Genomic DNA, 20,303 nt, shown 5'->3' with positions numbered 1-20,303 from the left:
CGGCACTTCGGGCCCCCGGCTTACACGCCGGTCGGGCTCGATCTGCGCCACGCGGCGCCGGTGCCGGAGTCGGAACGCCCCGTTTCCCGGGTCCGCTGCTCGCCGTCGCGCGAGCGCCGCTTCGCGAGCACCGCGCACACCATCAGCTGCATCTGGTGGAACAGCATCAGCGGCAGTACGGCCAGGCTCGCCTCCGCGCCGAACAGCACGCTCGCCATCGGCAGCCCCGCCGCCAGCGACTTCTTCGATCCGGCGAACTGGATCGCGATCCGGTCGGCGCGGTCGAAGCCGAGCCGCCGCGCCCCGTACCAGCTCACCGCCAGCATCGTGGCGAGCAGCACGACCTCCACCCCGAGCAGCGCCCCGAGCCGGCCGGGGCTCACCCGCTGCCAGATGCCCTCGGTGACCCCGTGACCGAACGCGGTGTAGACGACGAGCAGGATCGATCCCCGGTCCACGTACCCCAGCGCCTTCTTGTGCCGCAGCAGGAAGCCGCCGACCCACCGGCGCAGCAGCTGGCCCGCGACGAACGGCGCCAGGAGCTGCAGGACGATCTTCAGCACCGAGTCCGCCGAGAAGCCGCCGGCCGCGCCGCCGATCAGCAGGGCCGCGAGCAGCGGGGTGGCGACGATCCCGACGAGGCTGGAGAAGGAGCCCGCGCAGATCGCCGCCGGAACGTTTCCGCGCGCGATCGAGGTGAAGGCGATCGAGGACTGGATGGTGGAGGGGACGAGGCAGAGGAAGAGGAGGCCGCCGTACAGCTCGGGGGTCAGGACGTACGGCACCAGGCCCCGCGCCGCGAGTCCCAGCAGCGGGAACAGCGCGAACGTGCAGACGAGGACCGTCAGGTGCAGCCGCCAGTGGCGCAGTCCGTCCAGCGCCTCGCGGGTGGAGAGCCGGGCGCCGTACAGGAAGAACAGCAGCGCGACGGCCCCGGTCGAGGCCCCGCCGACGGCCTGGGCGGCCTGGCCGGACGCCGGCAGCAGTGTGGCGAGGACGACCGTGCCGATCAGCAGGAGGATGTACGGGTCGAGGGGCAGCCAGGACGGCATCCGGATCTGCGACGGGCGGCGGCTCATGCTGGCGTGGTGCTCCACTTGCTCTCGGTCGGCGCGTGCGCGCGGTCGGCGGGTCCTCCCATGTTCCACGGGAACCGTGGCACGGGGAATTCCGCATTCCGTGCGCGGGCGTCCGCACGCAGGCGGCGCGCGGAATGGGAAGCGGGCGTACAGATTCCGTGGAGATTTCCGCGCACCGTGCTTACTCCACGGTCAGGAGACCGCCCGGGCCTTCCCCATGTGACCGCATATCGCCTGTTGAGCTGTGTATATGCACAGGAGTTCGTAATCCGTGCCCCCCTGCCGCGCGCGGAAGGCTTGGGGTAGCGTCACGGCGCTGTGCGGAGCGTCACAAGGAGCAGGTCATTGCGCGAGTTCACTGTCCCACCCATGGCGACGGCGCCTCAGGTCGGCGGGCTGGCGGACGTCGTCTTCGACCACGCCGAGCAGGACCCGCACCGCGTCGTACTCGCCCGCAAGGGCGACGACGGGGGGTGGCACGACGTGTCGGCCGTCCGCTTCCGCGACCAGGTGCTCGCCGTCGCGAAGGGACTGCTGGCGCACGGCGTACGGTTCGGCGACCGGGTCGCGATCATGTCCCGCACCCGGTACGAGTGGACGCTCTTCGACTTCGCGCTGTGGACGGTCGGGGCCCAGCCCGTCCCGATCTATCCCACCGCCTCCGCGGACCAGGTGTACTGGACCCTGCACGACGCCGGCGTCACGGCCTGCGTGGTCGAGCACGAGGACCACGCGATGACCATCGGCTCGGTGGTCGACCGGCTGCCGATGCTGGGGCGCCTGTGGCAGCTCGACGCGGGCGCGGAGGCGGAACTGGTCCGGGCGGGCGCGCATCTCGACGAGGACGTGGTGCACCGCCACCGGCGGGCGGTGACGCCCGACTCCGTGGCGACCGTGATCTATACGTCGGGGACCACGGGACGGTCCAAGGGCTGTGTGCTGACGCACGCGAACTTCATGTACGAGACCGACACCGTGCTGGCCCGCTGGGAGTCGCTGTTCCGTTCCACACCGGGCGACGAGCCCGCGACGCTGCTCTTCCTGCCGCTCGCCCACGTCTTCGGGCGCATGGTCGAGGTCGCGGCGGTCCGGGGGCGGGTCAAGCTGGGGCACCAGCCGGTGCTCGCGGCGCACGCCCTCATGCCCGACCTGGTGAGCTTTCGGCCGACGTTCATCCTGGCCGTGCCGTACATCTTCGAGAAGGTCTTCCACGGCGCCCGGCGCAAGGCCGAGGCCGACGGGAGGGCCGGGCCCTTCGACAAGGCCGTCGAGGTGGCGGTGCGGTACGCCGAGGCGCAGGAGCACCGTGCGTTCGGCACCGGGCCCGGGCCTTCCGCCGCGCTGCGGCTCCAGCACCAGTTCTTCGAGAAGGCCGTGTACGCGAAGGTGCGCGAGGCCATGGGCGGCCGCGTGCGGCACGCGATGTCCGGCGGATCGGGAATGGCCCGGCGGCTCGGCCTGTTCTTCGCCGGCGCCGGCGTGACGGTTTTCGAGGGGTACGGGCTGACCGAGACCACGGCCGCCGCGACCGCCAACCCGCCCGAGCGCACCCGTTACGGCACGGTGGGGCAGCCGCTCCCGGGCACCACCGTGCACATCGCCGAGGACGGCGAGATCCTGCTGCGCGGCGGCCAGGTCTTCTCCGGGTACCTCAACGACCCCAGGTCCACCGACGCCGTACTGCGGGACGGCTGGCTGGCCACGGGGGACATCGGCGCGCTGGACGAGGACGGCTATCTGACGATCACCGGGCGGAAGAAGGAGATCCTGGTGACGTCGGGCGGCAAGAGCGTGTCGCCGGCCGGGCTGGAGGAACGGGTGCGGGCGCATCCGCTGGTGGCCCAGTGCATCGTCGTCGGCAACGACAGGCCGTACATCGCCGCGCTCGTCACGCTCGACCAGGAGGCCGTGGACCACTGGCTGCAGATGCGCGACAAACCGCCGCTGCGCTCGGCCGACCTGGTGCGCGACCCGGACCTGGAGACGGAGGTGCGGCGCGCGGTGGTGGCGGCGAACACGCTGGTCTCGCAGGCGGAGTCGATCCGTACGTTCCGGATACTGGCCCACCAGTTCAGCGAGGAGCACGGGCTGCTCACGCCCTCGCTCAAGCTGAAGCGCAAGGCGATCGAGGCGGCGTACCGGGCGGAGGTCGACGCGCTGTACCGGTGATGCGCGCGGGGCCGGCGAGGACGACGGGCAACCGACCCTCCGTGCGCGCCACTTGGCCGCCGAGGAGGACCGCGCCGCCCGTCGCGCACGGCGTCGCCTCGCGGCACCGGGACCCGGCCGCCGGCGCGGGCACATCCCGGCCGGACCGCGGGAATGCGCGGGGCACCGTGATCGTTGACCCGGGGAGTACCAACCGACGACGTAAGGATCGATCGCTCGTGAGCAAGGCCCCTTCCCTCACCCTGAACAACGGCGTCGAGATGCCCCAGCTGGGGTTCGGCGTTTGGCAGGTGCCTGACGACGAGGCCGAGAAGGCCGTCGACACCGCCATCCAGGCCGGTTACCGATCCATCGACACGGCCGCGATCTACGAGAACGAGACCGGCACGGGCAAGGCCATCGCCGCCTCCGGCGTCGCCCGCGAAGAGCTGTTCGTCACGACGAAGCTCTGGAACTCCGAGCAGGGGTTCGACTCCACGCTGCGCGCCTTCGACGAGTCGCTGTCGAAGCTCGGCCTCGACTACGTCGACCTGTACCTGATCCACTGGCCGCTGCCGTCCAAGGACGCGTACGTGGACACGTACAAGGCGTTCGAGAAGATCTACGCGGACGGCCGCGCCAAGGCGATCGGTGTCTCCAACTTCCTTCCCGAGCACCTGGAGCGCCTGATCGGCGAGACCTCGGTGGTCCCGGCGGTCAACCAGATCGAGCTCCACCCGCAGCTCCAGCAGGCGGCGTCCCGCGCCTTCCACGCGCAGCACGGCATCGCGACCGAGGCGTGGTCGCCGCTGGGGCAGGGCAAGGGCCTGCTCGACGTGCCGACGGTCGTCGCCGTCGCACGCAAGCACGGCAAGACCCCGGCCCAGGCGGTGCTGCGCTGGCACCTGCAGACCGGCAACGTCGTGATTCCGAAGTCCGTGACGCCGTCGCGGATCGAGGAGAACATCGACGTGTTCGACTTCGAGCTGGACGCCGACGACCTGGCGGCGTTCGCCGCGCTGGACGAGGGCAAGCGTCTCGGGCCCGACCCGGCGACGTTCGACGCGGGCGCCTGACCCGCACACCACGAGCAACGGCGCGGCGGCGCCGGCCGGTTCGGTCCGGTCGGCGCCGTCCGCCATGTGCGGGCGGCGCGCGACCGCCCCGTACCCCCACCGGCCGCCGGTGCCACGACCGACCGACCGGAGGAGTGAAGGACCGACTCCCCCGGCCAGTGATGGCGGTTGGATCCGGTGGTCACCCCGTAGGCGGCCGTCAGGCGCGGTGCGCGAGGTGCAGGGTGCGCGCCCGCAGCAGGAAGACGTCGGGGCGCTGCGCGAGTCCGGCCGGGTCCCGCGCGTCCAGCAGCCGGTCCAGTGTCGCGACGTCCTCGGCCGCCAGCCTTTCGGCGTACACGCTCCGGTAGCGCGTGAAGACCTTCAGGACCATCTCGCGGCCGAGAGGCGCCAACGGCGCGGGCAGGTCGAGCAGGAAGGAGCGGCCGGGCTCCGGGGTCAGTCCGGCGGCGGTCAGCAGGGCCGGCCAGTCCTCCACCTCGGACTTGGCTCCGGGCAGTTCCTCACGCATCCGCGCGAACCACTCGCCCGCCACGACTTCCAGCCGCGCCTCCAGCCCCGGCATGCCGATCCCGAAGTCGCGGGGCAGGTGACGCTGCGGCAGGCCGCCTTCGAAGAGAGCCAGGGCGCCGCCCGGGCGCAGCAGCCCGGCGAGGCCGGTGAGGGCCGCGCGCTGGTCGCCGACGTGGTGCAGGGAGTTGGCGGCCCAGACCAGGTCGGCCTCGCCCAACGACCCGATGCCGTCCGGTACTTCGGCGACGACGGTACGCACCCGCTCCCCCGCGCCGGCCCGCTCCGCCCGTGCCCGGGTGCGCTCCAGCAGCGCCGGCGTACCGTCGACGGCCACGATCTCCGCGTCCGGGAAGGCCGCGGCGAGCATGCAGGTGATCACTCCGGGGCCGCTGCCGATGTCGAGGACGCGGCGTACGCCCCGCGCGCCCCGGAAGCGCTCCGCGATCCAGGCGGCGGCCTGCTCGTAGACGGGGCGGTTCACCTCGGCCTCGTGCTCCAGGTGCACGGCGAGCGCGTCCCAGTCGAAGTCGGTGGTGCTGTGGGTGTGGTCGTGGCCGTGGTGGTGGCCCTGACGGGGGGTGTCGCCGTGGCGTTGGCTGTCGCTGTTCGTCATGCGTCCACTGTCTCGCCGGACCGCTCCTTCGGCGAACCTTCTTGCCGGTCCGGCAAACCGCTGCCGCCGTTGCGGTACTGCTGCGGGCTCACCCCGCGCACCCGTTTGAAGGCCGCGCTCAGCGCGAAGGAACCGCTGTAGCCCACCTGGCGCGCCACCGCCCCCACCGTCGCCTCCGTCTCCCTCAGCAGGTCCGCCGCGAGCGCGAGCCGCCACGCGGTGAGGTACGCCATGGGCGGCTCGCCGACCAGCTCGGTGAAGCGCCGGGCGAGCCCCGCGCGTGACACCCCGGCCTTCGCGGCGAGCCCGGCGACCGTCCAGGGGTGGGCGGGGTCGTTCTGCATCAGCCGCAGCGCCCGGCCGACCACCGGGTCGCCCATCGCCCGGTACCAGGCGGGGGCAGCCGCCTCCGGGCGCGAGAACCACGACCGCAGGGTCGCGATCAGCAGCAGGTCGAGCAGCCGGTCGAGCATCACGCTCTGTCCGGGTTCGTCCCGGCTGATCTCGTCCTCCAGAGCCGGCATGAGCGGGCAGTCCCACAGCTCGGCGGGCAGGTGCAGGAGCGGCGGCAGCGCGTCGAGGAGGCGGCCGCTGACCTCCCCCGCCATCTGGTACGTGCCGATGAGCATCGCCGACTCGCCGTCCGGGCTGTCGCCCCACGTCCGTACTCCGAGATGCATCGTCTCGGCCAGCGGCTCCCCCTGGAGTGTGCGGCACTCGCCGCCGGGCCCGATCAGGGCGCGCGGCGGGCTCGCCGGGTCGTCGGCGCACGTGTACGGCTCGGGCCCGCGCGCGACGGCCACGTCGCCGGGGCGCAGCAGCACGGGGTCGCCGCCGTCGGGCATCACCCAGGCGTGGCCACGGGTCACGCACATCAGCGAGAGGGGCGCCCGGTCCTCGATCCGCACGGCCCAGGGCGGGTTCAGCACGGCCCGGAGGAGGAAGGCGCCCCGGGCGCGCGGCCCGTCGAGCAGACCCGCGAGTACGTCCATGGGGCCAGCGTAAGGCGGCATCGGCCCACCGTGGACGCAGACGTATGGAGTTGAGCCTCTGGAGCATGGCTCGTCCAGCCGTGGGCCGCGAACCTTGAGGCATGACAGAGAACACGCAGCGGGAAACGGTGTTGGTGACGAGCGGCACGGGCAAGACCGGCCGCCGGGTCGTCGAGCGGCTCGCGGCCCTCGGTGTGCCGGTGAGGTCCGGATCGCGCACGGGGGCGGTGCGGTTCGACTGGGGGGACGCGTCGACGTGGGGTCCGGCCCTGCGCGGCGCGGACGCCGCGTATGTGGCGTACTACCCGGACCTGGCCGCTCCGGGGGCGGCCGAGGCCGTGCGGACGTTCGGGCGGATCGCGCGGGAGAGCGGGGTCCGGCGGCTGGTGCTGCTGTCGGGGCGCGGCGAGCCGGAGGCGGTGGTCGCGGAGGAGGCGCTGCGCGAGTCGGGCCTGGGGCTCACCGTCGTACGGGCCGCCTTCTTCGCGCAGAACTTCAGCGAGGGCGTCCTGGCCGAAGGCGTCGTCGCCGGTGAAGTGGCCTTCCCGGCGGGCGGCACGGCGGAGCCGTGGGTGCACGCCGACGACCTGGCCGACGTCGTCGTCGCGGCGCTGACGCGGGAGGAGCACGCGGGTCTGGTGCACGAGCTGACGGGTCCCCGGCTGCTGACCTTCGACGAGGTGGCGACCGAGATCTCGAAGGCGACGGGCCACGAGGTGCGGTACGTCCCGCTGTCCGGTCCGCAGTACGCCGCGCTCCTTGAGGAGTACGGCATGCCCGCGCCGGAGGCGCGGTGGATCTCCGGGCTGTTCACCTCGCTGCTGGACGGCCACAACGCGTCGGTGACGGACGGGGTGCGGCGCGTCCTGGGCCGCGAGGCGAAGGACTTCACCGACTTCGTGCGGGAGGCGGCGGCGTCGGGGGCGTGGGACGGCCGGACGGCCGGCCAGGACGCCCCGACCGGTGAGGGCGCGCGGGCGTAGGGGCCGCGGACCGGCCCCGCCACGCGCGGCCGGTCGCGGTCGCCGGCGCGTCGCGGACGCGAACGTGTCGCGGGCGGGCGGGTGGACGTGCGGCTCAGCTCGCGCCGTGGCCCGGCGCGATGTCCTCCACCCGGCGTGCGAGCTCGAAGTCGAGGTCGGTGACGGCCCCGCCCGCGCTGTGCGTGTTCACCGTCAGGGCCACGGTGTTGTAGCCGAGGGTCAGGTCGGAGTGGTGGTCCAGCTCGTCCTGGATCCCGGCGACGTGGACGACCAGCGCGGCGGCCGCGAAGTGCGTGCCGAGCCGGTACGTACGGGCGATCCGGTTGTCGTCCAGCGACCAGCCGGGGAGTTCGCGCAGACGGTCCTCGATCTCCTTCTGCGACAGCGGCTCAGTGGCCATGGCGAAGCTCCCTCCGGAATGCGGTCTCGTCACCGGTCAGCCTCCCACCTTCCGACCGGATCCGGCGCTCGACGCCGCCGCGATTCGTCCCCGGCGGCGCGGGACGCGCGGGCGTGCTCCCCGCGCGGGGCCCGGGTCCGCCCGCCGCACCGGGCCCGTGGACGGCCAACACGGTCCGTGGGCCGGTCGGTTACCGTCTTGTCCCATGACAACTGTCGCGGTCGACAAGGGTGTGGGCACGCTGCTGCGGGGCTGGCGGGAGCAGCGCCGGCTGAGCCAGCTGGAGCTGGCGCTGCGCGCCGGGTCGTCCGCCCGGCACATCAGCTTCGTCGAGACCGGCAGGTCGCGTCCGAGCGAGGAGATGGTGCTGCGGCTGGCCGAGCACCTCGATGTGCCCGTGCGGGAGCGCAACGCCCTGCTGCTCGCGGCGGGGTACGCCCCCCAGTACGCCGAGACCCCGCTCGACGACCCGGCGCTCGGCGCCCTGCGCGAGGGCATCGACCGGCTGCTGGCGGGCTACGAGCCGTACCCCGCTCTTGTCGTCGACGGTTCGTACACCGTGGTCGCCGCGAACCGCGGCATCATGATGCTGCTCGACGGTGTGCCCGGGCATCTCCTGCGGCCTCCGCTGAACGCGATGCGCCTCACCCTCCACCCGGAGGGACTCGCGCCGCGGATCCGCAATCTCGCGGAGTGGCGCGGGCACCTGCGGGCGCAGATGGAGCGCCAGATCGCACTGGACCGCTCGCCTGCCCTGCGCGCGGTGTACGAGGAGGTGTCGGCCTATCCGGTCCCGGAGCCGGAGCCGGGAGAGGCGGCGCGCCCGGAGGACCCGCCGTACCCCTACTTCGCACTGCCGCTGCGGATCGAGCACGACGGGCAGATCCTGTCGTTCGTGTCGTCGATCTCGACTTTCAACACGCCGATGGACGTGACGGTCGCCGAGCTGGCCATCGAGACGTTCCTCCCGGCCGACCCGGCGACGGTCAAGTACCTCCGGTCGCTGACCCCCTGAGCGGGCGGGTGCTCAGCCCCGGGCGCGCGACGCGAGGTACTGGAGCCCGGCGAAGCCGGCGACGGTCGCGGCCTGCACCGGGATCCAGAACGAACCGGCCGTCGTCGGCGAGAACCAGAGCCAGAGCGCGGCGACACTGGCCACGGCCCACGCCAGGTTCACCTCGATGACGGCCGTGACGAGAAGCGCGGGGGGCTCCGGCCGGGACGCCAGGTGGCCGACACCGGCTCCGAACACCACCAGGAGCACGCCGAGTCCGAGCAGCAGCCCGGACCCGACGCCGAGCAGCCGTCCGACCGGGCCGGAGGCGACGACGTACACCAGCCCGTTGCCGGTGGTGACGACGGCGTCGAGCGCGAGGAAGCGGCGCAGCATCGTCCGCGGGTCGGTGGTCCTGGACAGGTGGGCGAGCAGGGCTGCGGACATGGCGGATCAGCCTCCGTCGAGGTCGTACGGACTGGAAGGGGCCCGGAGCCCGGGCGGAGTGCGCCGCCCGGCCCCCGGTGACCGCAACGATGCCGCGCCGGCGGAAGGGCGTCGATTACCTCCGGAGTCATGCGACCGGTGCGGGGCCGGCGCCGCCCCGTACGGCACCGGGCGGAATGCCGTCGTGGGGCGGGCGTGGTGTTCTGTTCCTGGCACGGGCCGACGGTGCGGCGGCGGGGAGGACACGGACCTGTTCACACGGAGGAGACCTCGATGGCGATTCTCATGCAGGTGGGGCTGGCGGGCGTGACGAGCGAGCAGTACGACAAGCTGAACGCCACTGCAGTCGCTGCCCGGCAACCCCTTCGAGGGGTGCCTGGCGCACGTCGCCGTCGCCACGGGCTCCGGCATGCGGATCTTCGATGTGTGGGAGTCCGAGGAAGCCCTGCGGCGGTTCAACGAGGTCGTCATGCCGGTCGCCTCGGAGGCCGGCATGCCGCAGGGTGGTGAGCCGACGACCTCGCAGGTGCACAACTACTGGGTGCCGGGGGCGTAGAACGGCCGAAGGAGGGGCCGGGCCTCCTGTGTCGCGGCCCGCACCACAAGATCGTTTCGTATAGAGTTACTGGCAGGTAATGACCGACCTACCAGGGGGAAGCTCTCATGCTTCGACGCATTTCCACGATCGCCGTGACCGCCGCGATGACCGGTGGCGTTCTCTTCGCGGCGCTGCCGGCGCACGCCGCTCCGGGCGCCGGCCAGCAGACGATGTCCGCTCGCGGTGGCGCCATCACCGTCAACATCGACGAGCTGCGCCGCCAGTCCGCCGAGCTGAAGTCCAAGGCCGCGCAGCTGGACCGGCTGGGCGAGCGCCAGGCGGCGCAGCGCGCCCGCGCCCAGGCCGCGGCGATCGACCAGCGTATCCAGCAGCTCATCGACGCCGAGAACAACATGTAGTCCGCACCGCCGCACACCGACGCCCGTCCCGGCCCGACCCGCCGGGGCGGGCGTCGCGTTGTGCGGCCGGGGCGCGCCGACCCGGCCCGGGGCGATTGACCTGCTTCGCCGGCGCGGGCAATAGTGACACGGCCGAAGCGATCGGTCCGTTCACCAGGGGTGGGGACACATGCAGGCCGACGATGAAGAGGGCGCACGCGCCCGTGCGGCGGCGCTGCTGAGCGCGGGAAGGCTCGGCGAAGCGCGGAGGGCCGCGAGCGCGGCCCTCACCGGGGGCGGGCCCGATGCCGGGATGTATCTCGTACTGGCGCGGGCGCACGCGGGTGAGGACGACGACGACCGCGCCGAGCAGGCGTACCGCGCGGGTCTCGACGCCTTCCCCGACGATCTCGATCTGCTCGTCGGCTACGCGGAACTCTGCCTGAACAGCGACCCGTTCGACCAGCCGGCCCGGCACCGGCGCGGGCCCGAGCTCGTCGGGCGGCTGCGCGCCCCGGCGCCCGGACCCCCGCAGGCGGGGGCGGCCAAGGACGCCGCCGGCACGCCAGGCCCCCGTCCGCAGGGGTGGGCGGCTGCCCGGGAGCAGCGGTACCTGGCGCGGCACGCGCTGGCCGGCGCCGACGCGCGGACGGCCGCGACCCTGGCCCGGGCGCGGGCGGACGCGCAGCCGTACGACGGCCGGCTCGCCGTACGGGCCGAGACGCTCGGGGCCCTGGCCCGGCCCGGGTACGCGGCGCTGCGGCCACTGGTGCGCGCACCGCTCGTCAGCCTTCTCGTGCTCGCCGTGGCCGCCGCGTCGTCGCACGTCGCCGAGCCCGCCTTCGGTCTGCCGGGGTGGGCGAGCACCGTTTCCCTCCTGTGCCTGCTGCCCCACCTCACCCTTCATCAGGTCCTGCGGCGCGCCCGCCGGCGGGCCGAGGGGCGCGAGCTGCCCGCGACCCCTCCGGCCGTGAGCGCGTACCCGCCGCTGCCGCCCGTCCCTCCGGTGTCGGGCCGGGAGAAGGCCGTGGCCGGCGCCGCCGCCGCGATCGTCGTCGCGGCCGCGGCCGGCGCGGGGGCGTGGTCGTACGTCCAGTACCGGGACTATCCGCGGTACGTGGCTTCCGCGCCGGCCACCTTCCGGGGAATGGAACGCGCCGACGGCGCCTTTGAGGACCACCTCGGCTCCTTCGTCTCCGCCGGCGCGGACGGCGGCGCGTTCGCACCGTTCCATTACGCGTACGCGCGTCCCGGCGGGGATGCGCTCCCGGTGGTGGTCATCGGCGCGCTCGGCGACAACCACGACGTCTCACCGGAGGCGGTCGAAGGCTTCCGGCGGGATCTGGAGACCTCGGGGGCGACGATCGTGGCCGACTGGAGCGCCGAGGCCGGCCCCCACGGGGGCTGGATGCGGTGCGTGGCGTACGAGTCGGCGGCCACGGAGGTCACCGGCGATCCCGAAGTGACGTGCGGCTGGGCCGACAAGGGCAGCGGCGGCTCCGTCACCTTCGGCGAGGACGGGATGGACCACGACGCCGCCGCCGGTCTGGCGCGGTCCCTGCGGCACGCGGTGGTGCACCGCGTGCACGACGCCCCGGCGGCCGGGACCGGCACGACGGCGTAGTCCAGCCATCGAGAAGAGTTCCGCGAACGGCGGCCGGCTGGCTTACGATCACCGCTGACGGTGCGCTCACCCCCGCCGCCGTCGCCCCCCGCCCCATGGAGGTCAACCGTGTCCAGGACGGCCAAGGGCCACCGCGCCCGCCGCATCCGTACGCTCGCCACCGCCGGCGCCACCGCGGCCGGACTGTTCCTCGCCGTCGGGTGTTCCTCCGGTGACGACGGGCCTTCCGAAGCGGCCGGCGGCGTACCCGTGGTCGAGAAGGGCAAGCTCACCACCTGCACGCACCTGCCCTACCCGCCGTTCCAGTCGGAGCAGGGCGGCAAGGTCGTCGGGTTCGACGTGGCGCTCATCGACCTGGTGGCCAAGAACCTCGAGGTCGAGCAGAAGATCCTCGACACGCCGTTCGAGAACTTCAAGACCGGCGCGTTCCTGAACTCCGGCGAGTGCGACCTCGCCGCCGCCGGCATGACCATCACCGACGAGCGCAAGAAGAACGTCGACTTCTCCGTCCCGTACTTCGACGCCACGCAGGCGCTGCTCGCGACGCAGAAGAGTGGCGTGACGACGCTGGACGAGGTCACGTCGCAGAAGAAGAAGCTCGGCGCGCAGGCGGAGACGACCGGCGAGAGCTACGCCACGAGCAAGGGCTTCGACCCGGTGGCGTTCGAGAGCTCCGACGCCGTGCTGAACGGGCTGCGCACCGGGCAGGTCGACGCCGTCGTCATCGACTACCCCGTCGTTCAGGGCTGGCTGAAGGACAAGGCGAACGCCGACGAGTTCGTGCTCGGCGAGAACATCGAGACCGGTGAGGAGTACGGGTTCTCGGTGAAGAAGGGCAACACCAAGCTGAAGGCCGCCATCGACAAGGCCATCACCGACGCCAAGGCCGACGGCACGTACAAGAAGCTCTACGAGAAGTGGATCGGCCCGATGCCCAAGGCACAGTCGTGACCTCTCGCCTCTCCAGGCGGCAGCGGCGCCGGATTTCCCAGGGCATCCAGTACGCCCTCTTCGTGGCCGCCCTGGTCCTGGTCGGCGTGCTGGCCGACTGGGACCGGCTGCAGAACCAGTTCGCGCAGAAGGACCTCGTAGCGGAACTGTTCCCGGAGATCATCACCACCGCTCTGCGCAACACGGTGGTCTACACGCTCTCCGGCTTCGTGTTCGGGCTCGTCCTCGGGCTGCTGATCGCGCTCATGCGGCTGTCGTCGGTGGCGCCGTACCGGTGGGTCGCGAGCGTCTACATCGAGTTCTTCCGGGGCCTGCCCGCCCTGCTGATCTTCATCTTCGTGGGTGTGGCGGTGCCGCTGGCGTTCCCGGGGACGGAGATTCCCGGCGGTACGTACGGGAAGGTCGCCCTGGGTCTGGGGCTGGTCGCCGCCGCCTACATGGCCGAGACGATCAGGGCCGGCATCCAGGCCGTGCCCAAAGGGCAGATGGAGGCCGCGCGTTCGCTGGGCTTCTCGCACGCCCGCGCGATGGTGTCGGTGATCATTCCGCAGGCGTTCCGGATCGTCATCCCGCCGCTCACCAACGAGCTCGTGCTGCTGTTCAAGGACTCGTCGCTGGTGCTGTTCCTCGGCGTGACCCTGGACGAGCGGGAGCTGACCAAGTTCGGCAGGGACCTGGCGAGCCAGACCGCCAACTCCACCCCGATCCTGGTCGCGGGGCTCTGCTACCTGATCGTGACGGTGCCGCTGAGCTTCGTGGTGCGCCGCCTCGAGGCCCGTGCCGACAAGGCCAAGTGAGGACGAGCAGATGCCACAGCCCGAGATCGAGATCCGCGGTCTGCACAAGTCGTTCGGGGACAACCACGTCCTGCGCGGCATCGACCTGGAGGTCGCCCGGGGCGACGTCGTGTGCGTCATCGGGCCCTCGGGGTCCGGCAAGTCGACGCTGCTGCGCTGCGTGAACCTGCTGGAGGAGCCCAGCGAGGGCCAGGTCTTCGTCGGCGGTACGGAAGTCACCGACATCGAGGTCGACATCGACGCGGTGCGCCGCCGCATCGGCATGGTCTTCCAGCAGTTCAACCTCTTCCCGCACGTCACCGTGACCGAGAACCTCGTCCTTCCCCAGCGGCGCGTACTGCGCCGGGGCAAGGCCGAGGCCACCAAGGTGGCCCGGGAGAACCTGGAGCGGGTCGGGCTGGCCGACAAGGCCGACGCCTACCCGGCGCAGCTGTCCGGCGGGCAGCAGCAGCGGGTGGCCATCGCGCGGGCGCTGTCCATGGGGCCCGAGGTGATGCTCTTCGACGAGCCGACGTCCGCGCTGGACCCGGAGCTGGTGGGTGACGTGCTCGCTGTCATGCGGGTGCTCGCCTCGGAGGGCATGACGATGATGGTCGTCACCCATGAGATGAGCTTCGCCCGGGAGGTCGCCGACCGCGTCGTGTTCATGGACGGCGGCGTGATCGTGGAGGAGGGCCCGGCGGCGCAGGTCGTGGGCGATCCCCGGCACCCCCGGACCCGGCACTTCCTGGACCGCATCCTGGACCCGTCCGCCGCCGAGGCGCCGGGCCCGGAGGCGGGCGGCCCCGCCGCGGGCTGACCGCCGGGAACGGCCCGGCCGCTCAGCGGGCGGTCGGATAGCGGTGTACGGGGGCGTCCGGGAGGTCCAGGTCCGGGCGCCAGGCGCGCAGTACGGCCGCCGAGGGTCCGAAGAGCTCCTTCGGTACGTCGTGCGGCCCGAACCACTCCCACCGGGCGATCTTGTCCGGCTCGGTGACGTGCGCCGTGCCCGTGGCGGCGTCCAGCACCGCCGCCGCGGTGACGCGGGTGAGGCCGCGTGCCCCGTCCACCAGCACGGCGACGATCCGGACCCCGGTGGCGTCGGCGCGCAGGGACGTCTCCTCCGCCAGCTCGCGCACCGCGGTCTCCTCGAAGCTCTCGCCCGCGTCGACCTTGCCGCCGGGCAGCTCCCAACGGCCGTCGTGGCCGAGTCCGAGCAGGACGCGGCCGCCGGGGCCGACGACGACCACGCCCACCCCGGTCAGGCTGTTCGGCGTGGGAAAGGCCCGTTCGGGGCGCTCGCGCGTGGCGGTCATGCGGCTTCCTCCTGGTCTCGGACCCGTGCGAACGGGCGGCGGGGCGACGGCCGCCGCGCCCCGAGTGGATCACGCGTGCGGGCACGGAAGCACACGGCGCCCGTCAGGCCGCCGATGCTGCGCGGGCCCTGCGGGCCGCGATCCACGCGTACACGAGCACGCCGGCGAACAGGAACAGCACGCCCTGGTACACCGCCGCGTAGCCCGAGCCCGCCACCAGCCACATCGAGAAGCCGCAGGCCAGGGCGGCGAGAACCGCGTCGCGGATCAGGCGGGGGCGGTCGACGCGGTCGGACCGGCCCGACGCGAGGAAGTAGATCTGGGCTGCGGTCGCCAGCAGGTAGGGGACGGTCGCCGTGAACGTCGTGATCAGGACCAGGGTCTCGAAGACGCCCTCGGAGCCCGCCGTGTAGTTGTAGACCGTCAGGAGCGAGGCGAGGACCGCCGTGACGAGGACGCCCACGGTCGGGACGCCGCGCCGCCTGGTGGCGAAGACGGCGGGGAACAGGCCGTCCTTGGCGGCCGCGTACGGCGTCTGCGCGCTCAGCAGCGTCCAGCCGTTCAGCGCGCCGGTCATGGAGACCAGGGCGGCGCAGGCGACGGCGGCGCCGCCCCACGAGCCGCCGAACATCGCGTTCACGGCGTCGGAGAAGGGCGCGGTCGAACCGACCAGGTCGTCGTGGGCGACGGTGCCGAAGACGGCGAGCGTGCCCAGGAGGTAGACGAAGGCGGCGCCGAGGGTGCCGAGGATCGTGGCGCGGCCGACGTTGCGCCGCGGGTCGCGGACCTCTCCCGCGCTGACGGCGGCGGACTCCACGCCCAGGTAGCTGAAGAGCAGGATGGCCGCGGAGGCGGAGAGCGCGCCGAGCGCGCCCTGGTCGCCCGCCTGGAACGGCCCGAGGTTGGACGCGTCGAAGAAGAAGAGCCCGCCGACGGCGACCAGCAGCAGCGGCGCGAACTTCAGCACCGTCGCGACGAGCTGGACCGCGCCCACGTACCGGGTGCCGGCCAGGTTGGCGAGGGCGGGCAGCCACTGGATGACCAGCGCGGCCGTGAGCGTGGCGGCGAGCGATCCGTTCACGGGCACGAGGACGTCGAGGTAGCCGACGGCGGCCACGGCGAGCGCCGCGTTGGAGACCCAGGCGGTGATCCAGTAGCTCCAGGCGGCGAGGAAGCCGGCGAAGTCGCCGAACGCCTCACGGGCGTACACGTACGGGCCGCCGGTCCTCGGGAGCCGCTCGGCGAGGCGGCCGAAGACGAGCGCCAGCGCGATCGCGCCGAGGGTCAGGACGCCGAAGGCGACGAGGCTGATGGTGCCGAAGGGGGCGACGGAGGCGGGCAGCAGGAAGATGCCGCCGCCGATGATGTTGCCCATGACCAGGGCGGTCGCCACGGGCAGGCCGAAGCGCCGGGCGTGCTTGCTCGGCGTACCGCCGTCGCCCGGCGTACCGGCGTCGCTGTGGGCCTCACCCGCCCGGGGGGCGGGCTCGGGGCGTGGGGTGGTCAGGGTGGTCATGGGGTGCTGGGCCTCTCTCCGTACCAAAACCTGACCATGTTCGGATACGGGGAACGGCCCGCCAAATCAGGGCGATTATTCCTGTCCGGCGCTCTCGCCGACCGGAATTTGTCCTTCCGTTTCGCCTTCCGGCTGGGAATCTTCCTCTCGCGTCAGCGGCACCTGCGGCCCCTGGCACTCCCGCAGCCACCGCCGCAGCACCCGGTGGACCTGCTCCGCGCCCACCAGCTCCCCGCCGTCGGCGACGGGGGCGGACAGGGTGTACGGCGACATCAGGAAGGGCCGCGCCTGCTCCCCGCCGAGGCCCCCGTGCGAGCCGATCTGCTCCTCGAAGGCGTGCACGCGGCCGGTGTCGGGGTCGTGCCAGGAGTTGACCATGATGTCCGCGACGTGCGGGAAGGAGGAGGTCCTGCGGACGGCGTCGGCGGCCCCGGCGCCGAACACCGCGAGCGGCCCCGCACCGGCCGTATCGTCGGCGTCGTCGGCGTCCAGCCGCAGTTCCGCCCCGCCGGTGCCGAGCACCAGCGCGCCGTGCTCCTCGCTGCGGACGAGCAGGAACCCGATCCCGGGGTGGTTCGCGAGCGTGGACAGCAGCGCGGGATGGTGGCGGTCTATCCGCTCGCGCGTGGCCCTTCCCGCCGCGTCCGGGAAGGAGATCAGCCCCAGATTGCCCGAGGCCAGCACGACCGGGTCCGTGCCGGGCTCCGGGTGCTCCGGCTCCTCCTCGTCGTCGGGCACCGGCCGGTGCAGCGCGGTCCGTACGGCGTCGCGCGCCTCCGACGCGCTGGTGGTGCGCGCCGCGCGGCGCGGGACGGGCAGCCCGCAGCCCGCCCGCACGAGGTTCGCGAGGGTGAGGCCGTACGCCGACTGGAACGTCTCCCCCGGGCTCTGCCCGTGGTCGGAGAGCAGCACGATCCGGTACGCGCGCGGGGCGTGCTCGGCCACCTTCACGATCAGCTCCAGCGACCGGTCGAGCCGCTCCAGGACCTTCAGCGCGTCCCTGCTGTGCGGTCCGGAGTGGTGCGCCACCTCGTCGTACGCGACCAGGTCGGCGTAGACGGCGGTGCGGCCGGCGAGCATGTCGCCGAGCACCGCGGCGACCACGATGTCCCGCTGGACGACCGTCGCGAAGGCCCGGATGAAGGGGTACAGGCCGCCGCGCTTGACGCGCGGGCTGTCGCCGCGCAGCCGCGCGCGGGTGGACTGGGCGATCTCCCGGACGACTTCGGCGACGAACGACAGGGCGGTGCGCACGGCGTTGGCCGGGTCGGAGAAGTAGGCGAAGTAGCCGGCCCGGGACCGGTTGGACCTGCCGCGCCGGGCGGCGATCGACAGGACCAGGGCGAGCTGGTCGGCGCCGCCGCTGAAGAGGTTGCCGCGGCTCGCGCCGTCGAAGGTGAGCAGTCCCCCGTCGGCGGTGCGGGAGATCGCGCGGCGCTGCATCAGGGCCGCGCTGGCCGGGCGGCTGGAGACGACGACCTCGCCGCTCTCCTTCTCGTACCAGCGGAAGGCGGGCACGTCGTGGTTGGAGCCGTGCAGTATGCCGAGCTGGCTGGCGCCGGTCTGGCTGGACCAGTCGGTGCGCCAGGGGGTCAGCCGGTGGGTGGGCTCCTCGCCGCCGAGCCGGCCGGCGACGGTCGGCATCAGGCCGTCGGCGACCGCCTGGAGCAGCACGTCGTGGCCGACGCCGTCGAGCTGCAGGAAGAGGGTGCCGGGCAGACCGTTGCGCCCGTCGTCGCCGCCCTGCCTGCCGCGGCGGTGGGCGAGCCGCGAGAGCCTGCGCCGGTACGCCTCGTCGTCGCGCACCGCGAGCGCTCCCGAGGTCGCGGACGCGACGGCGGACATGACGGCGGCGACGACCACGGCGGTCTCGGGGTCGGCCTCGCCCCGGCCGTCGGGGATGAGGCTGAGGGCGACGAGCAGCAGCGAGCCGTTGAGGAAGAAGGCGAGCAGGCCGAGTACGAGGGCGGGGACGAGCAGCAGCGCCCGTACGGCCAGGGGCCACACCAGGGCGCCCAGCAGCCCGAACGCGCCCGCGCCCCAGACGGCGGTGAGCGCGACCCGGGTGATGCTGTCGCCGTCGTCGGCCTTGAGCTGGAAGTCGGGCAGGGCTCCGGCGAGCACCAGCATCGTGAGCGTCGACACGGCCCACACCGTGACCACACGCAGCACGGCGCTGCCCGCGCTGCGCCATCGCCCTCGGACCACGCGTCCCCACCTCACGTCCCGGGCCCCGCCTGGGGGCCCGCCTCCCCTCCAGCGTGGCACAACGCGCGGTGGAGGATCAGGGGCGGTCGGCAGCGTCGCAGCCGGCCGTCGGCATCGGCACCGGCGTTCGCGTTCCGCCCGTAACCGCCGCACGGAGGTCACAGCCCGCGCCAGGACGCGCTCGTCGGGCAGGACGGGCACGAGGAGTGCGCGGCGCCTTCAGGGGGGAGACGAGTAGCCATACTGGAGACGTGCCTGGCGACGACCGGCGAGGAGGCCGTACGTGACGGTGGAGATCACCTGGTGGGGTCATGCCACCTGCACCGTCGCGGACTCGGGGGTCCGGGTGCTGACCGACCCCCTCTTCGCGCGGCGTCTCGCCCATCTGCGCCGCAGGCGGGGTGCGGTGCCGCCGCCCGAGGCCGCCGAGGCCGACGCGGTGCTCGTCTCGCACCTGCACAGCGACCACCTCCACCTGCCGTCGCTGGGCCGCCTCGCGCCCGGCACCCGGCTGATCGTGCCGCGCGGCGCCGCGCGCGCCGTGCCCGCGCTGCGCCGGCTGTCCGGGCAGGGGCTGTGCCTCACGGAGGTGGGGGCGGGCGACGAGGTGCGGGTGAAGGACCTGGTCGTACGGGCGGTTCCGGCGCTGCACGACGGGCGGCGGCTGCCGTTCGGGCCGCACCGTGCCCCCGCGCTCGGGTACGTCGTCACCGGTGAGGCGCGCACGTACTTCGCCGGGGACACCGGGCTGTTCGACGACATGGCCGACGCGGTGGGGGCGGTGGACGTGGCGCTGCTGCCGGTCGGCGGCTGGGGGCCCTTCCTCGGGCACGGGCACCTGGACGCGCGGCGGGCGGCGCAGGCGCTCGCCCGGATCGCGCCGGGCGCGGCCGTGCCGGTGCACTACGGGACGTACTGGCCGATCGGGATGGACGGGATCAGGCCGCACGAGTTCCACGCACCGGGCGACGAGTTCGTACGGCATGCGGCGCGGCTCGCGCCGGAGGTCGCGGTGCACCGGCTCGGGCACGGCGAGAGCGTCCGGCCCCAGGCCCGCCGGTGATACCGCCCGGCGTGGTCGAAACGGTGGGGGGCGCGGTGGGCCGGGTGGCCGAGCTCCCGCAGGAGTCGACCCAGCAGGCGGTCGGGTATCCGGCGCTCTTCCTGCTGGTGATGCTGGGGTCGCTGGTGCCGGTGGTGCCGACGGGGGCGCTGGTGAGTACCGCCGCCGTGGTGGCGTTCCACCACAGCGACCCGTTCGCGCTGCTGGTCGTGTTCGCGCTGGCGGCGTCGGCCGCGTTCCTGGGGGACATCGGGCTGTACTGGCTCGGCCTGCGCGGGGTCCGTTCGAAGAACGGCTCACGCCGGCTGGAGGCGCTGCGCGCCCGGGCGGACTCCGACCGGCTCGATCAGGCGCGGAGCAAGCTGCACACGCACGGGGCGCAGGTCCTGGTGCTGTCCCGGCTGGTTCCGGCCGGGCGCATTCCGGTGATGGTGGCGTGCCTGCTGTCGCGGATGCCGATGCGCCGGTTCGCCCGGGGCGACGTACCGGCCTGCTTCGCCTGGGCGGCGGCGTACCAGCTGATCGGGATCCTCGGCGGCTCGCTCTTCCCCGAGCCGTGGCAGGGCGTGGTCGCGGCGGTGGCGCTGACGCTGGTGATCGGCGCGGCGCCGGGGCTGTGGCGCAGGCTGCGGGGCAGCCGGCCGTAACGGGCCGCCCCGGCGCGGGGG

At 73.3% G+C, this 20,303-nt stretch carries 20 protein-coding genes; 12 read left to right on the top strand and 8 right to left on the bottom strand.

The window, feature by feature from the left end:
* Window positions 1-20: 20 nt before the first annotated feature.
* Window positions 21-1,079 (bottom strand): bile acid:sodium symporter family protein, encoded by a 1,059-nt coding sequence (locus IE185_RS17300; RefSeq protein ID WP_138894222.1) that lies wholly within the window; start codon window positions 1,077-1,079, stop codon window positions 21-23.
* 369 nt (window positions 1,080-1,448) lie between these two features.
* Here IE185_RS17300 and IE185_RS17295 point away from each other — a divergent pair, with 369 nt between their 5' ends.
* On the top strand, window positions 1,449-3,248 hold the full coding sequence (locus tag IE185_RS17295) for an AMP-dependent synthetase/ligase (protein WP_138894223.1): 1,800 nt from the start codon (window positions 1,449-1,451) through the stop codon (window positions 3,246-3,248).
* Between the two features lie 218 nt (window positions 3,249-3,466).
* Window positions 3,467-4,303 (top strand): aldo/keto reductase, encoded by an 837-nt coding sequence (locus IE185_RS17290; RefSeq protein ID WP_138894224.1) that lies wholly within the window; start codon window positions 3,467-3,469, stop codon window positions 4,301-4,303.
* Between the two features lie 199 nt (window positions 4,304-4,502).
* Here IE185_RS17290 and IE185_RS17285 read toward each other — a convergent pair whose 3' ends face one another.
* The gene (locus IE185_RS17285) at window positions 4,503-5,429 is read right to left on the bottom strand and encodes a class I SAM-dependent methyltransferase (RefSeq protein ID WP_138894225.1); all 927 of its coding nucleotides are present in this window, start codon (window positions 5,427-5,429) and stop codon (window positions 4,503-4,505) included.
* Entirely contained in the window at window positions 5,426-6,421 is a 996-nt protein-coding gene (locus tag IE185_RS17280; protein WP_138894226.1) for an AraC family transcriptional regulator, read from the bottom strand. The genes IE185_RS17285 and IE185_RS17280 overlap by 4 nt, the downstream gene beginning before the upstream one ends.
* A 101-nt stretch (window positions 6,422-6,522) precedes the next feature.
* Between IE185_RS17280 and IE185_RS17275 the strand changes: the two genes are divergently transcribed.
* The gene (locus IE185_RS17275; protein ID WP_138894227.1) at window positions 6,523-7,404 is read left to right on the top strand and encodes an NmrA family NAD(P)-binding protein; all 882 of its coding nucleotides are present in this window, start codon (window positions 6,523-6,525) and stop codon (window positions 7,402-7,404) included.
* Between the two features lie 94 nt (window positions 7,405-7,498).
* Here the strand turns inward: IE185_RS17275 and IE185_RS17270 are convergent, their stop codons facing one another.
* A complete protein-coding gene (locus IE185_RS17270) occupies window positions 7,499-7,804 on the bottom strand; it encodes a 4a-hydroxytetrahydrobiopterin dehydratase (RefSeq protein WP_028813031.1) in 306 nt (101 codons plus the stop codon).
* Window positions 7,805-8,009: 205 nt separating this feature from the next.
* On the opposite strand from IE185_RS17270, the gene IE185_RS17265 reads away from it, so the two are divergent.
* Window positions 8,010-8,819: a helix-turn-helix domain-containing protein gene (locus tag IE185_RS17265; RefSeq protein WP_138894228.1), complete on the top strand. Its 810-nt coding sequence runs from the start codon at window positions 8,010-8,012 to the stop codon at window positions 8,817-8,819.
* Between the two features lie 12 nt (window positions 8,820-8,831).
* Here IE185_RS17265 and IE185_RS17260 read toward each other — a convergent pair whose 3' ends face one another.
* Entirely contained in the window at window positions 8,832-9,245 is a 414-nt protein-coding gene (locus IE185_RS17260) for a hypothetical protein (RefSeq protein ID WP_138894229.1), read from the bottom strand.
* Window positions 9,246-9,654: 409 nt separating this feature from the next.
* Here IE185_RS17260 and IE185_RS17255 point away from each other — a divergent pair, with 409 nt between their 5' ends.
* From IE185_RS17255 to IE185_RS17230, 6 genes are all read left to right on the top strand, one after another.
* Complete coding sequence (locus tag IE185_RS17255) at window positions 9,655-9,801, top strand: hypothetical protein (RefSeq protein WP_167518918.1); 147 nt, start codon at window positions 9,655-9,657, stop codon at window positions 9,799-9,801.
* Window positions 9,802-9,908: 107 nt separating this feature from the next.
* Window positions 9,909-10,202, top strand: coding sequence for a hypothetical protein (locus IE185_RS17250; RefSeq protein WP_138894230.1), 294 nt, complete (start codon window positions 9,909-9,911; stop codon window positions 10,200-10,202).
* Window positions 10,203-10,371: 169 nt separating this feature from the next.
* Window positions 10,372-11,805: a hypothetical protein gene (locus IE185_RS17245; protein ID WP_138894231.1), complete on the top strand. Its 1,434-nt coding sequence runs from the start codon at window positions 10,372-10,374 to the stop codon at window positions 11,803-11,805.
* A 108-nt stretch (window positions 11,806-11,913) separates the two neighbouring features.
* Window positions 11,914-12,756: an ABC transporter substrate-binding protein gene (locus IE185_RS17240; protein WP_170198256.1), complete on the top strand. Its 843-nt coding sequence runs from the start codon at window positions 11,914-11,916 to the stop codon at window positions 12,754-12,756.
* On the top strand, window positions 12,723-13,553 hold the full coding sequence (locus IE185_RS17235; protein ID WP_189715452.1) for an amino acid ABC transporter permease: 831 nt from the start codon (window positions 12,723-12,725) through the stop codon (window positions 13,551-13,553). Before IE185_RS17240 ends, IE185_RS17235 begins: the two co-directional genes overlap by 34 nt.
* 10 nt (window positions 13,554-13,563) lie before the next feature.
* Complete coding sequence (locus tag IE185_RS17230; RefSeq protein ID WP_138894233.1) at window positions 13,564-14,352, top strand: amino acid ABC transporter ATP-binding protein; 789 nt, start codon at window positions 13,564-13,566, stop codon at window positions 14,350-14,352.
* A gap of 22 nt (window positions 14,353-14,374) precedes the next feature.
* Here IE185_RS17230 and IE185_RS17225 read toward each other — a convergent pair whose 3' ends face one another.
* The 3 genes from IE185_RS17225 to IE185_RS17215 all read right to left on the bottom strand — a co-directional run bounded on the left by IE185_RS17225 (window position 14,375) and on the right by IE185_RS17215 (window position 18,572).
* Window positions 14,375-14,848, bottom strand: a complete 474-nt coding sequence (locus IE185_RS17225; protein WP_138894234.1) for a nucleotide triphosphate diphosphatase NUDT15 — start codon at window positions 14,846-14,848, stop codon at window positions 14,375-14,377.
* Window positions 14,849-14,951: 103 nt separating this feature from the next.
* A complete protein-coding gene (locus IE185_RS17220) occupies window positions 14,952-16,364 on the bottom strand; it encodes an amino acid permease (protein ID WP_189715450.1) in 1,413 nt (470 codons plus the stop codon).
* A 75-nt stretch (window positions 16,365-16,439) separates the two neighbouring features.
* Window positions 16,440-18,572: a phage holin family protein gene (locus IE185_RS17215; protein ID WP_189715448.1), complete on the bottom strand. Its 2,133-nt coding sequence runs from the start codon at window positions 18,570-18,572 to the stop codon at window positions 16,440-16,442.
* Between the two features lie 283 nt (window positions 18,573-18,855).
* On the opposite strand from IE185_RS17215, the gene IE185_RS17210 reads away from it, so the two are divergent.
* Together IE185_RS17210 and IE185_RS17205 are read left to right on the top strand one after the other, a co-directional pair.
* On the top strand, window positions 18,856-19,635 hold the full coding sequence (locus tag IE185_RS17210) for an MBL fold metallo-hydrolase (RefSeq protein ID WP_189715446.1): 780 nt from the start codon (window positions 18,856-18,858) through the stop codon (window positions 19,633-19,635).
* 11 nt (window positions 19,636-19,646) lie between these two features.
* On the top strand, window positions 19,647-20,282 hold the full coding sequence (locus IE185_RS17205; protein ID WP_229843559.1) for a DedA family protein: 636 nt from the start codon (window positions 19,647-19,649) through the stop codon (window positions 20,280-20,282).
* Window positions 20,283-20,303: the final 21 nt, after the last annotated feature.

Origin of the sequence: Streptomyces chryseus (genome assembly GCF_014650755.1) — a bacterium.
Taxonomy (GTDB): Bacteria; Actinomycetota; Actinomycetes; order Streptomycetales; family Streptomycetaceae; genus Streptomyces; species Streptomyces chryseus.
Note: the sequence above shows the minus strand (reverse complement) of the source record. Positions and strands in the feature narration are given on the sequence as shown.